Source organism: Castellaniella defragrans (genome assembly GCF_014203015.1).
Classification (GTDB): Bacteria; Pseudomonadota; Gammaproteobacteria; order Burkholderiales; family Burkholderiaceae_B; genus Castellaniella; species Castellaniella defragrans.
The window spans coordinates 169,561-182,215 of record NZ_JACHIB010000006.1 but is presented as its reverse complement, the minus strand read 5'-3'; the positions used below and the strand labels follow the sequence as shown (position 1 = coordinate 182,215).

General features: G+C 71.1%; 10 protein-coding genes. 6 read left to right on the top strand and 4 right to left on the bottom strand.

Features of this window, described 5'->3' with window-relative positions; all coding sequences use genetic code 11:
- Nucleotides 1–12: 12 nt before the first annotated feature.
- Nucleotides 13–1,947 (bottom strand): DNA mismatch repair endonuclease MutL, encoded by a 1,935-nt coding sequence (mutL, locus tag HNR28_RS06730; protein ID WP_184142632.1) that lies wholly within the window; start codon nt 1,945–1,947, stop codon nt 13–15.
- 123 nt (nt 1,948–2,070) lie between these two features.
- On the opposite strand from mutL, the gene HNR28_RS06725 reads away from it, so the two are divergent.
- Nucleotides 2,071–2,715: a VTT domain-containing protein gene (locus tag HNR28_RS06725; protein WP_043684166.1), complete on the top strand. Its 645-nt coding sequence runs from the start codon at nt 2,071–2,073 to the stop codon at nt 2,713–2,715.
- A gap of 49 nt (nt 2,716–2,764) precedes the next feature.
- Here HNR28_RS06725 and HNR28_RS06720 read toward each other — a convergent pair whose 3' ends face one another.
- Genes HNR28_RS06720 through HNR28_RS06710 form a run of 3 tightly spaced genes read right to left on the bottom strand, consistent with a single transcriptional unit; the run spans nt 2,765 to nt 5,517 of the window.
- Nucleotides 2,765–4,132 carry an N-acetylmuramoyl-L-alanine amidase gene (locus HNR28_RS06720; protein ID WP_151025476.1) on the bottom strand — a complete coding sequence of 456 codons (1,368 nt, stop codon included), beginning with the start codon at nt 4,130–4,132 and terminating at the stop codon, nt 2,765–2,767.
- A complete protein-coding gene (gene tsaE, locus HNR28_RS06715) occupies nt 4,099–4,605 on the bottom strand; it encodes a tRNA (adenosine(37)-N6)-threonylcarbamoyltransferase complex ATPase subunit type 1 TsaE (protein ID WP_151025477.1) in 507 nt (168 codons plus the stop codon). The genes HNR28_RS06720 and tsaE overlap by 34 nt, the downstream gene beginning before the upstream one ends.
- 18 nt (nt 4,606–4,623) lie before the next feature.
- Nucleotides 4,624–5,517, bottom strand: a complete 894-nt coding sequence (locus tag HNR28_RS06710) for an AEC family transporter (RefSeq protein ID WP_043684162.1) — start codon at nt 5,515–5,517, stop codon at nt 4,624–4,626.
- A 626-nt stretch (nt 5,518–6,143) separates the two neighbouring features.
- Between HNR28_RS06710 and bcsD the strand changes: the two genes are divergently transcribed.
- The 5 genes from bcsD to HNR28_RS06685 are packed head-to-tail and all read left to right on the top strand — an operon-like array spanning nt 6,144 to nt 12,643.
- Nucleotides 6,144–6,602 (top strand): cellulose biosynthesis protein BcsD, encoded by a 459-nt coding sequence (bcsD, locus tag HNR28_RS06705; protein WP_148304982.1) that lies wholly within the window; start codon nt 6,144–6,146, stop codon nt 6,600–6,602.
- A 50-nt stretch (nt 6,603–6,652) separates the two neighbouring features.
- The gene (gene bcsR / locus HNR28_RS06700; RefSeq protein ID WP_184142629.1) at nt 6,653–7,261 is read left to right on the top strand and encodes a BcsR/BcsP family cellulose biosynthesis protein; all 609 of its coding nucleotides are present in this window, start codon (nt 6,653–6,655) and stop codon (nt 7,259–7,261) included.
- Nucleotides 7,258–8,034: a cellulose biosynthesis protein BcsQ gene (gene bcsQ / locus HNR28_RS06695; RefSeq protein ID WP_043684158.1), complete on the top strand. Its 777-nt coding sequence runs from the start codon at nt 7,258–7,260 to the stop codon at nt 8,032–8,034. The genes bcsR and bcsQ overlap by 4 nt, the downstream gene beginning before the upstream one ends.
- Nucleotides 8,034–10,211: a UDP-forming cellulose synthase catalytic subunit gene (bcsA, locus tag HNR28_RS06690; protein WP_052355911.1), complete on the top strand. Its 2,178-nt coding sequence runs from the start codon at nt 8,034–8,036 to the stop codon at nt 10,209–10,211. The genes bcsQ and bcsA overlap by 1 nt, the downstream gene beginning before the upstream one ends.
- A 53-nt stretch (nt 10,212–10,264) precedes the next feature.
- The gene (locus tag HNR28_RS06685; protein WP_170288535.1) at nt 10,265–12,643 is read left to right on the top strand and encodes a cellulose biosynthesis cyclic di-GMP-binding regulatory protein BcsB; all 2,379 of its coding nucleotides are present in this window, start codon (nt 10,265–10,267) and stop codon (nt 12,641–12,643) included.
- Nucleotides 12,644–12,655: the final 12 nt, after the last annotated feature.

Here is a 12,655-nt window from a genome sequence, read left to right as displayed (position 1 = left end):
TGTTCGCGTCGCCTACTGCCCGCGCATGAACAGCCGGTCCAGGTCGGCCAGGCTCCACTGGAACCAGGTCGGGCGGCCGTGGTTGCACTGGTCGGCGCGCTCGGTGCGTTCCATCTGGCGCAGCAGGGCGTTCATCTCGTCCAGCGTCAGCCGCCGGTGGGCGCGCACCGCGCCGTGGCAGGCCATGGTGGACAGCAGCTCGTTGCGCTGCTCGGTCAGCCGGGCCGAATGGCCGATGCGTTCGATGTCGGCCAGCACCCCGCGCGCCAGGGCTTCGATGTCGCCCCGGGCCAGCAGGGCCGGCACGGCGCGCACGGCCAGCGAGGCCGGGCCGGTGGCGCGGATCCGCAGGCCCAGGCCGTCGAGCGTGTCCTGGTGCGCCTGGGCGGTGGCCACCTGGATCTCCGTGGCGGTGAACACCACCGGGACCAGCAGTTCCTGCGCCGGCAGGGGCGCCTGGTCCAGGGCCTGCTTCAGGGCTTCGTAGACGACGCGCTCGTGCGCGGCGTGCATGTCCACCAGGACCAGGCCGCGCGCGTTCTGGGCCAGGATGTAGATGCCGTGCAGCTGCCCCAGGGCCATGCCCAGGGGCAGGTCGGGGGCGTGCGGGGCGACGCCTCCGGAGAGGCCGGCGTCTCCGGAGTCTCGCGTGTTTCCGGCGTCCTCCCCTCCAGCGCCTTCCCGTCCCGGAACGGCGGCATCGGCCGCGTCCAGCGGCTGGTACAGCTTGCGCCAGTCCTGGACCGGGACCCGGTCGTTCAGCGGGAAACGCTGCTGGACGGGAATCCGGGCGGGGTAGGGGGAGGCGGGACGGGCGGCGTGCGCGGCCCCGGAGAAGGCCGCGGGCGCGCCGCCGGACCGGGATGCCGCGGGGGCCGCGGCGCCCGGGGCCGTGCCCGGCCGCCATGCGGCGTCGCCCTCCGTCGGCGTGGGCGGCGCCTCGGCCGGGCCGTCCACGGCGGCGCCGCCGCGGCCCGCCAGGGTCTCGCCCAGCGCCTGGGCGACGTAGCGGTGCACCGCGCCGCTGTCGCGGAAGCGCACCTCGTGCTTGGCCGGGTGCACGTTCACGTCCACCCCGGCCGGGTCCAGTGTCAGGAACAGCACGAAGGCCGGCTGGCGGTCGCCGTGCAGCACGTCGGCGTAGGCCTGGCGCACCGCATGGGACACCGTGCGGTCGCGCACGTAGCGGCCGTTGACGTACAGGTACTGGCGGTCGGCCCGGCTGCGGGCGAAGGTCGGGCGCGTGATGCAGCCTTCCAGCGAGACCAGTCCCTGCTCGGTCGATACCGGCAGGCTCTGGGCCGTGAATTCGTCGCCCAGCACGTCGCGGATGCGGCCGTGGATGTCGGTCGCCGGCCAGTTGCGCTGGGGCTTGTCGTTGTGGAACACGCGCAGCGCCATGCCGGGATGCGCCAGCGCGATGCGTTCCACGGCGTCCAGGCAATGGGCGTATTCGGTCTGCTCGCTGCGCAGGAACTTGCGCCGCGCGGGGATGTGGTCGAACAGCTGGCGCACGTCCACGCGCGTGCCCACGGCGCCCGCCGCCGGCACGGGCCGCGCCTGGCCGGCGGCGAGCTGCCAGGCCTGCGTGTCCCCGGCGGTGCGCGAGGTCAGGGTCAGCTGGGCGACCGAGGCGATGGAGGCCAGGGCCTCGCCCCGGAATCCCAGGGTGGCCACCGATTCCAGCTCCGCCAGGGAGGCGATCTTGCTGGTGGCGTGGCGCTGCAGGGCCAGGGGCATCTGGTCGGGCGGGATGCCGTGGCCGTCGTCGGCCACCAGGATGCGGCGGATGCCGCCGCCATCCAGGCGGATCTCGATGGCCCGCGCGCCGGCGTCCAGGGCGTTTTCCAGCAGTTCCTTCAGCACGGAGGCGGGGCGTTCGATGACTTCGCCCGCGGCGATCTGGCTGATGAGGATGTCGGGCAGGGCGGCAATGGTTCGCATCATGAAAACGATTATAGTGAGCGCTGGCCCGGGGTTTCGCCCGGCCGGCCGGGCCGCGGGCGCGCCGCGTTCCGGTATGATCCCCGGCACGCCCTTTCCCATCATCTTTCGAGGTCTCGCGGCCAAATGGCTGAACTGTTCCAACTCGTCCTGCACATCGACCAGTACCTGGGGGTCTGGGTGGCGCAATACGGTGCCTGGATCTACCTGATCCTGGCGCTCATCATTTTCGGCGAAACGGGGCTGGTGGTGCTGCCGTTCCTGCCCGGGGATTCGCTGCTGTTCATCGCCGGGGCCTTCGGCGCCTCCGGCCTGCTGGACCCGGTCCTGCTGGGCGGCATCCTGATCGCGGCCGCGATCCTGGGCAACACCGTCAATTACCAGGTGGGGCGCTTCATCGGCCCGAAGGTCTTTTCGCGCGACTACCGCTTCCTGGACCGCAAGGCCCTGATCAAGACCCACGCCTTCTACGAAAGGCACGGCGGCAAGACCATCGTGCTGTCGCGCTTCCTGCCGCTGTTCCGGACCTTCGCGCCCTTCGTGGCCGGGGTCGCGGGCATGCGCTGGCTGACCTTCCAGCTGTACAACGCGCTGGGCGCCGTCGCCTGGATCGCCGGCCTGATCACCCTGGGCTATTTCTTCGGCAACGTCCCCATCATCAAGGAACACCTCAACACCATCGTGCTGATCGGCGTGGGGGCGGCCGCCGTGCCGGCCGCCGGCGGGGTGCTGTGGAAGCTGCTGCGCGGCCGCAAGACGGGCTCGGCCTGACGCCACGCCCGGCCGGGGCGCCGCCGGCGTCGGCGGGCCCCGGACGGTATCAGGCGCGCCGCGCCAGCGCGGGGTGCGCCGAGAAATAATCCTGGATCCCGCTCAGCACCGCGTTGGCGATGCGCTGCTGGTGCGCCGAGGTGCGCAGCAGCTGTTCTTCTTGGGGATTGCTGATGAAGGCGGTCTCGATCAGGATCGAGGGGATGTCCGGCGCCTTCAGCACGGCGAAGCCGGCGCGCTCGATGCGGTTCTTGTGCAGCTGGTTGATCTTGCCGATCTCGTTCAGGACCTGGGTCCCGACCCGGATGGAATCGTTGATCTGCGCCCCGGTGGACAGGTCCAGCAGCACCTTGGCCACCTGGGCGTTGTGCGCGCCCAGGTTCACGCCGCCGATCAGGTCGGCGTCGTTTTCCTTCTTCGCCAGCCAGCGGGCGGCGGCGCTGGTGGCGCCGTGCTGCGACAGCGCCCAGACCGACGAGCCGCGCGCCGAGGGCTTGATCCAGGCGTCGGCGTGGATGGAGATGAACAGGTCGGCCTGGACGCGGCGGGCTTTCTGCACGCGCACGTTCAGCGGCACGAAATAGTCGCGGTCGCGCGTCAGGTAGGCGCGCATGTTCGGCTGGGCGTCGATGAGCTTCTTCAGGCGGTGCGCGATCTGCAGGACGATGTCCTTCTCGCGCGTGCCGCGTTTGCCGATGGCGCCCGGGTCCTCGCCGCCGTGGCCGGGATCCAGTGCGATCAGGATCGGGCGGCCCGGGCGGGCGCCGGGCGTCGCGCGCGGCAGAGGCGGCGCGACGTCTTCGTCCGGCTGCTTGCGGGCGACCGGCGGCAGCTTCTGGCCTTCCACGGAGGGAATGGGCGCCTCCGTGGGGCTGTCCTGGGCGAGGTTTTCCAGGATGCCGGCGAGCGGGTCGTTTTCCGCGTCCTTCAGCAGCGCCATCAGCGGATCCTGCGCGACCTTTGGATACAGGTCGAGCACCAGGCGGTACTTGTACTCGCCGATGGGCTTCAGGGTGAAGACCTGGGGGGCGACGTCCTGCTTGAGGTCGAACACCAGGCGCACCACGCCGGGGCGGTTCTGGCCCACGCGCACGGTGCCGATGTAGGGGTCGTTGGGCCGGATCTTGGAGACCAGGTCGTTGATGGCGGCGCTCAGCCGCACGCCCTCGATGTCCACCACCAGCCGGTGCGGATGGTCGAGCGTGAAGTGCTCGGCCTTCAGCTCGGTGTCCATTTCCAGGGTCACGCGCGTGTATTCGTCGGCCGGCCAGGTCCGCACCGCCAGGATGGTGGCGGCCTGCGCCAGGCGCGGTACGACGGGCAGCAGCAACAGGGCGCAGCCGCCCGCGATCATCTTGCGCCGCAGGGGGGCGGCGGGGGCGCTCATCGGCGCGGCGGGTCCAGGTGCGTCAGCCATTGCTGTCCTTTTTCGCTGCAGGCGGTCAGTCGGGCATGCCGGCCGGCGCCGTCATATTCCAGGCGGATGTCGAGGTCCGGGGGCGGCAGCCGCGTGCCGGCCTGCTCGGGCCATTCGATCAGGACGACCGCGTGTTCGTCGAGCAGTTCGTCGAAGCCCGCGTCCCGCCATTCGTGTGCATCGCTAAATCTATAGAAATCAAAGTGATAGAAGTATAAGTTAGAAACGTTATAGCTTTCAAGAAGCGCGTAGCTGGGACTCTTGATCCGGCCGGTCACGCCGGCGGCCCGCAGCAGGGCGCGGGCCAGGGTGGTCTTGCCCGTGCCCAGCTCGCCGCGCAGGTGGATGCGTCCCCCGGCGGCGGGGCCGCCCGGGGCGCGGCCGCAGGCCAGTCCGGCCAGCCGTTGCGCCAGGGCAACGGTGGCGTCTTCGTCCGGCAGGGGCCAGTCGATGGAAGGAAGCGGGGGAGTCATGGTGGGGGCCTCCGGGATTCAGGTTGCGGCATCCAGCCACAGTGGCAGGGTCAGGGCCGACAGCAGCGTGCCGATCGACATGGTGACCGCCACCAGCCGGCCGTCGCCGCCCATGCGGGCGGCCAGCACGTGGGCCGAGGAAGCGGTGGGCAGGGCGCTGAACAGCAGCAGGACCAGCCGTTCGCCGGCCGACAGGCCCAGCGCCCAGGCCAGCGCCAGCGCGACCGGCGGCAGCAGGACCAGCTTGGCCGCCACCATCCAGGCCATCAGCGGCGCATGCGCGCGGCCGCCCTGCAGCGACAGGGTGGCGCCCACGCACAGCAGGCCGACGGCGATGGCGCAGGCGCCCAGGCGTCCCAGGGTGACGTCGAGCACGGGCGGGATGGGCACGCGCAGGAAGTTGCAGGCCAGCGCGGCCAGGGTGGCGAGGATGAAGGGGTTGCGCGCGATCTCGCGCAGGGCGCGCCCGCCGTGGCGGCTGGCCAGGGCATGCACCGCGCCGATGTTGCTGATGGGCACGGCGAAGCCCACGATCACCGCCATGGTCGTCTGCGCGCCGGGCCAGCCCAGGCCGCCGGCCAGGGACAGGGCGAGGTAGGTGTTGAAGCGGAAGGCGCACTGGGCGACCGAGGCGTGCGCCGCCGGATCCGGGCGCACCGCCAGGCGGCCCAGCCAGGCCAGGGCGATGCCGCCGAGCATCACGCCGACGGTGGCGGCCAGCAGCACCGAGGTGTTGCCCGGTTCCAACGGTGTGCGGGTGATCGAGTGGAACAGCAGGGCGGGGAACAGGATGAAATAGACCAGTTTTTCCGCGCCGGCGAAGAAGGCCTGGTCGAATCCCAGCCGGTGCAGCAGGACCCAGCCCAGGGCGATCAGCAGGAAGTCGGGCAGGATGAGCGGGATGACGGACATGGGCGGCGGTCGGGCGGGGCTGGTGTGAGATTGTACGTGGCCGGTGGAGCGGGGGTCCGATCGAGGAGGGATCGGGAATTGCTCGGGGTCCGCTCCAGGGCCGGTCGAGAGTGGATCGGGGTCCGCTCCGGGGCCGATCGAGGTCCGCTCCAGGCCTGAATGCGGGCTCGGGTCCGGGCTGCGATTCGCGGCTTCGATCCAGGTTTCAATCGGGGTTTCAATTGTCAGGGGTGGTCACACATTCTTCAAATGTGTAGAATCTGTATCGGTTCCTGATGCATTCAGGGATTTAGGACGCAAGTTCATGCTTCAAGAACACCGGCCGGAAACCGGTGGCTCCGACTTGCCGAGTAACGCTTCCACCATGATCCGAAGTCGCGATTGGGAAAGCTTACCGATCCACCGTACCTGCCCCCTTCCTGGCCGCCTGGCCGGACCTCGCCCAGCCCCCCACGGTAGCCGCTTCGCCGGTTCGCCGCTCCTGCCGTCCCCTGCCGTTCCTCCGGGATGCGGCGTGCTGCCGCCTTCCGGCGCCGCGGCCTCCATCCGGCCGTCGGCCCGCGCACGGACGCCCGCCCGTCCGGCCTCCGGCCGTGTTCCCGCCCGTCATTTCCATCGAGTCCACCATGTCCAATGATCCCCGCTACACCGCGTATCTCGAAAGCCAGCGCCGCGCCGCGCAGTGGACCGTGTTCCTGAGGGCGGTGGCGCAGGCCCTGCAGTCGAGGCTGGACGTCGACGAGCTGCGCCAGACGATGCGCGCCGCCGGCATGCAGGCGGCGCAGGAACTGGCCCTGCCGGAATGCGAGACCCTGGCCGACATCGAAGCGGCCGCCAACCGGCACTGGTCGCAGATGGGCTGGGGGTGCGTCGCGCTGTCCGAGCAGCCCGACTGCCTGCGCATTTCGCACGCCTACGCGCCCTTCGCCGAGGCCTTCGGCGCCGAGCCGCCCGACTGGCTGGGCAGCTTTCTCGAAGGCGTCTACCAGCAGTGGTTCCTGCTGCTGGGGGCCGGCAATGCGCTGCTGGTGCGTTTCGAGGGCCGGGACGAGAACGGAATATTGAACTATCGCTTCGGGAGATGACACTCATGCGGGAATCTCATGCGGGAATCGCGCGCCGTCCGGAGGACACCATGAAAGAATCGACCGATGACATCGACAAGCTGTTCGCCTTCTTCGAGCCCTCGGCGGCCAGCCAGTACCAGGAGCTCGGCAGCCTGGACGCGCGCCACGACATGACCGAACGCTGGCCGCTGCTGGGCGCCATGCCCCTGGCGGGCACGGCGCCCCCGCCGGCGCCGCCCGCCGAGCCGCGCGACCGCTCGGTCTGGCAATCGCACGTGCCCGATCTGCCGCCCCCGTCCGAGGCGCCGGCGCCCGCGGCGCCGCCCGCCGCCGAGGGCACCGGCGCGCCCGCCATGGCGCCCGCGTTCGCATCGGCCCCGACCGCCATGCCCGCGCCCGCGTCCGCTGCGCCCGCCGTTTCTACCGCGTCCACGCCCTTCGCCGCTCCCGCGCCTGCGCCGATCGCCGCCGTGCTTGCGGCCGCCGCCGCCGGCACGGCCGCCATCGTTGCCGCGGCGCCGGCAAGCCCCGCGCCCGCGGGACGCCTGAGCGGCCTGTTCTCGCGCCTCGCGCAGGAGGACTCGCCCGTCGTGCCCGAGGCCGCCGCGGAGGCCGCCGCGCCGCCGCCCCCGCCGGCGCGGCTCGATGCGCTCTTCCGGCGCCTGGACGGACGATGAAAGTCGTTGCCGTCGTTTCGGCCAAGGGGGGTGTCGGCAAGACGACGCTCACCGCCAATCTGGCCGATGCCCTGCGGCTGTCGGGACATCCGGTGCTGGCCGTCGACCTCGATCCGCAGAACAGCCTGCAGCATTACTTCGGCCTGCCCCTGCGCGAGGGCCTGGGGCTGGCCTGGGCCGCGGAGGCCCCGGTCGGGCTGCGGGACGCCCTGCTGACGACGGCGCGGGGCGTGTCGCTCGTGCCCTACGGGCTGTGCGACGAGCCGCGGCGGCTGGCCTTCGAGCGCCGGCTGGCCGAGCGCGCCGACTGGCTGGCGCGGGCGCTCGACGGCCTCGGGCTGCCCGAGGAGCAGATCGTGCTGCTGGACACGCCGCCCGGGCCCAGCCCCTACCTGGCGCAAGCCCTGTCGGCGGCGGATCTGGCCGTCGCCGTGGTGCTGCCCGACGCGGGTTCCTACATGACGGTGCCGCAGCTGCAGCGCCTGATCCAGACCTACGGCGCCGCCAACCCCCGCTTCCAGGGGTACGGCTTCGTGCTCAATCAGCTCGACCAGGAGCGCCGGCTGAACCAGGACGTCGCGCGGATGCTGCGCGACGCCTTTGAACCCCACATGATGGGCGGAGTGCATCGGGATGAATCGCTGAGCGAGGCGCTGGCCTTCGGCCAGACCATCTTCCAGTACGCCCCCCACAGCGAAGCGGCCCACGACATCGCGGCATGTTCCCGATGGCTTGGCGACCGCCTGCACTACAGCCGAGCGGAGGTGTCGTGATGGTCGATAAAGTCGGAGCGTGGTGGACGGGCCTGCCCGTGTGGCGTCCGGGCTGGGTCCAGCTGCTGGCGCTGATGCTGGTGGCCGTCCTGGGCTGGTTCGTCGTCACCACCTACCTCGACCTGGTCGAGCAGGCGGTCTTCGGGATCCTGGTCTTCTGCGTGGCCTTCGTGCTCAACCGCGCCTCGCAGTCGCGCCTGATCACGCTGGCGATGATGTCGATCTCGGTGGCGGCTTCGCTGCGCTACATGTACTGGCGCGTGACGCAGTCCCTCGGCTTCGAGTCCTGGTGGGACGCGAGTTTCGGCTACGGCCTGCTGCTGGCCGAATTCTATGCGCTGACCGTGCTGCTGCTGAGCTACTTCCAGTCGGCCTGGCCGCTGCACCGCAAGCCGGTCATGCTGCCGGCCGACACCCGCCTGTGGCCCAGCGTCGATGTGTACATCCCCACCTACAACGAATCGCTGTCGGTGGTGCGCCAGACGGTGCTGGCCGCCCTGTCCATGGACTGGCCCGCGGACCGCATGAACGTCTACGTGCTCGACGACGGCCGCCGCCCCGAGTTCCGCGATTTCTGCGCGCGGGTGCGGGTCGGCTACCTGACGCGCGAGGACAACCGCCACGCCAAGGCCGGCAACATCAACGCCGCGCTGCCGCGCACCGACGGGGAATTCATCGCCGTGTTCGACTGCGACCACGTGCCGACCCGTTCGTTCCTGCAGGTGTGCATGGGCTGGTTCCTGAAGGACCCCAAGCTGGCCATGCTGCAGACGCCGCACGTGTTCTTCTCGCCCGATCCGCTCGAAAACAACCTGGAGGTCTTCCACAACGTGCCCAACGAAGGGCAGCTGTTCTACGGCCTGACCCAGGACGGCAACGACCTGTGGAACGCCACCTTCTACTGCGGGTCGTGCGCGGTGCTGCGCCGCGAGCATCTGCTGGCCGTGGGCGGCATGGCGGTCGAAAGCGTGACCGAGGATGCGCTGACGGCCCTCAAGATGAACAAGCTGGATCTGAACACGGCCTACCTGGCCATTCCGCAGGCGGCCGGGCTGGCCACCGAGAACCTGTCGCGGCACATCAACCAGCGGATCCGCTGGGCGCGCGGCATGGCGCAGATCTTCCGCCGCTACAACCCCCTGTTCAGCAAGGGCCTGTCGATCAGCCAGCGCGTCTGCTACGCGAGCGCGGCCCTGCACTTTTTCTACAGCCTGCCGCGCCTGGTCTTCCTGACGGCGCCCCTGGCCTACCTGTTCTTCGGGGCGCGGGTCTTCGACGCCTCCGCCCTGATGGTGGTGGTCTATGCCGGGCCGCACATCCTGCATGCCCAGCTGACCAACTACCGCGTCCAGGGCAAGTTCCGCCATTCGTTCTGGAACGAGGTCTACGAATCGGTGCTGGCCTGGTACCTGATGCGCCCCACGCTGGCGGCGGTGATCGATCCGGCCTCGCCGGTGTTCAACGTCACCGCCAAGGGCGGCACGTCCGAGCGCGCCTATTTCGACTGGCGCCTGGCCCGCCCCTACATCATCCTGCTGCTGCTCAATGCGGCCGGGATGATCGTGGGCACCGTCATGCTGGTGCAGCACGTCGGCGACGCCGGGGTGTTCCAGACCATCCTCCTCAACATGGGCTGGACCTTCCTCAACCTCGTGGTCTGCAGCGCCAGCGTGGCGGTCGCCGGCGAACGCCGCCAGATCCGCAGTTCGCCGCGCGTCCTGCAGACGCTCGACGCCACCGTGGCGCTGCCGGGCGGCCACCGGATCCGCTGCCAGACCAGCGATTTCTCCCAGGACGGCCTGGGGCTGGTCCTGCCCCAGGAACTGCCGCTGTCGCCCGGGCAGGCCATCAAAGTCTCGCTCTATCGGGGCCGGGAGGAACGGGTGTTTCCCGCCATCGTGCGCTTCTGCCGGGGGCAGCGGCTGGGCCTGTACTTCGAGGGCCTGTCCATCGCCCAGCAGGTCGAGCTTGTGCAGCTGACCTTCGCCCGCGCCAACATCTGGGCCGAGGCCTGGCATGCCTCGGCGCCCGATTCCCCGCTCGAAGCCATCCGCCAGATCGGCCGCATCGGCGGGCGCGGCTTCGGCGTGCTGCTGCGCGAGTCGGGGCGCGAACTGGGCCGCCTCTTGCGCCGCCGTCCGGGTCCGATGGCCGAAACGCCGGCTGCGCAATCATGAGGGTGGCGTGCCCGGGGCGCCGGACCGCCTCCAGGACGTGCCGCTGGCTGGGCATGCTCGCGCTGCTGGCCCTGGCCGCGGCGGCGGGCGCCCAGCCGCTTGCCGCCGACGCCCTCCAGCCGGGCGCCGGGCCGGGCGTGGCGCAGGGCGTCGGCCAGAACGCCGGTCAGGGCGCCGGATCCGATGCCGGCCAGAGCGCCGGTCAGGGCATCGAGCAGGACATCGGACCCGGCATCGAACCCACCGCCGCCGCGGACGCCGGGCAGCCCATGGCGGGCACCGAACAGTACGTCCTGCCGTTCAGCCTGCTGGGCGAACGCAGGAACCTGGAACTGCGCGGCGTCGACGGGCACCGCGAGCTGGTCTTCGGCGTGCGTGCCGACCAGCGGGTGGCGCGGGCGCGGATCGATCTGCGGTACAGCCGTTCGCAGGCGCTGCTGCAGAAGCTCTCGCATCTGAAGATCATGCTCAACGGCGAGCTGGCCGCCACGGTGCCGCTGGAAACGGCCTCGCCCGAAACGGCCTCGCCCGAAACGGCCGCATCCGCAACGGCCGCGCCCGGCCCGCAGGACGAAGCGCATGCCTGGCTCGACCTGCCGGTGCGGTTCTTCCGGCCGGACAATCTGCTGAGCCTGCAGCTCATCGGGCATTACACCCTGCAGTGCGAGAATCCCGTGCACCCCGACCTCTGGGCCGACATCGACCAGTCCAGCCGGCTGGTGCTCGACGTCGAGCCCCTCGTCCTGCCCGACGACCTGAGCCTGCTGCCCGCGCCGTTCTTCGACCGGCACGATCCGCGCCGCCTGCACCTGCCGTTCCTCGTCGCCGGCGCCAGCGACGCCCGGATCGAGGCCGCCGGCATGATCGCCTCCTGGATGGGCGCGCTGGCCAGCTACCGCGGCGCCGATTTTTCCGTCGGCACGCGGGATCTGCCCGCGCACGGCCACGGCGTGGTGGTCGCCGGCGCGGCCGACCTCCCGCCCGGCCTCGATCTGCCGGCCCTCGAAGGCCCCACCGTCGCCCTGCGGACCAACCCCAACGATCCCGCCGGCAAGCTGCTCGTCGTCACGGGGCGCACGGACCAGGAGATCCGCACCGCGGCGCGCATGCTGGTGCTGGGAGGCCAGGTGCTCGCCGGCCCGACGGCGCTGCTGAAGAACCTCGAAACGCGGCCGCGCAAGCCCTACGACGCGCCCAACTGGATCCCGACGGACCGCCCGGTGGCGCTGGGCGAGCTGGGCGCCGTGGGCGGATTCACGCGCTCGGGCCGCGTACCCGAGCCCATCACGGTCGATTTCCGCCTGCCGCCCGACCTGTCCGACTGGCAGACCAGGGACGTGCCGCTGTCGCTGCGCTACCGGCATTCGGCGCAGTCCCCGGCCGACGAGGGGCGGCTCGATGTGCTGCTGAACCGCGCCACGATCCGCCAGGAACTGCTGGAAGGCCGCGACGAGCGCCTGCGCCGCTGGACCGGCGACGATCCTTCCGTCCAGCAGGATACGGTGCGCATCCCCTTGGGCAGCCTGAGCGCCTTGTCCAGCCTGCAGTTCCAGTTCCGCTACAAGATGCCCGAGCGGCCCGAATGCAGCGGCGGCCAGGTGGACAACTGGCGCAGCGGCATCGATCCCGAATCCACGCTCGACCTGTCGGGCGTCGCGCATCACAAGGCCATGCCCGATCTGGCGGCTTTCAGCACCGTGGGCTTTCCCTTCACGCGCATGGCCGACCTGTCGGAAACCGTCGCGGTGCTGCCCGACCAGGCCGGGGACGAGGAATACGGCGCCCTGCTGACCTGGCTGGGGGCGGCGGGGCGGTCCACCGGCCTGCCCGCCAGCGGCATCCGGGTGCTGCGGGCCGCCGAGGCCAAGGCTCCGGCCCTGGCCGGCAAGGACGTGCTGCTGGTCGAATCCGGCCCGCCCTCGGCGCTGCTGCGCCAGTGGGCGGGGCATGTCTCCGCGGCCGGCGCGCCGGCCGCGGAGACGGAGTGGTCGGTCGGCGCCCTGATCCGGCAGGCGTACCGCTGGGTGGCCGGCGCGGACGAGGCGGCCGGCGGCCGTGCGCGCGCGGGCAGCGACTGGCTGGCCGGGTTCGAGTCGCCGGTGACGGCCGGCCGCAGCGTGGTGGTGCTGGCCGCGGGCGATGGCGCCCGCCTGGCCCAGCTCGTGGAGGCCTTCGCCCTGGATCCGGTCCAGGGAGGGCAGGTCCAGGGCGGCCTGGCGGCCTGGCAGGGCGATCGCTTCCAGGTCCTGTCGCGCGCCAGCAGCTATTACGTCGGCAGCCTGGGCGCGGTCCGGACCGTGGCCTGGTTCCTCAGCCGCCATCCGCTGCTGATGCTGCTGGCGCTGCTGCTGGGCGTGGCGCTGGCCGCGGCCGTCTTCTACCTGCATCTGCGCACGCGCGCCCGGCGCCGCCTGCAGATGGATTCCGAATGAAACGCATCGATA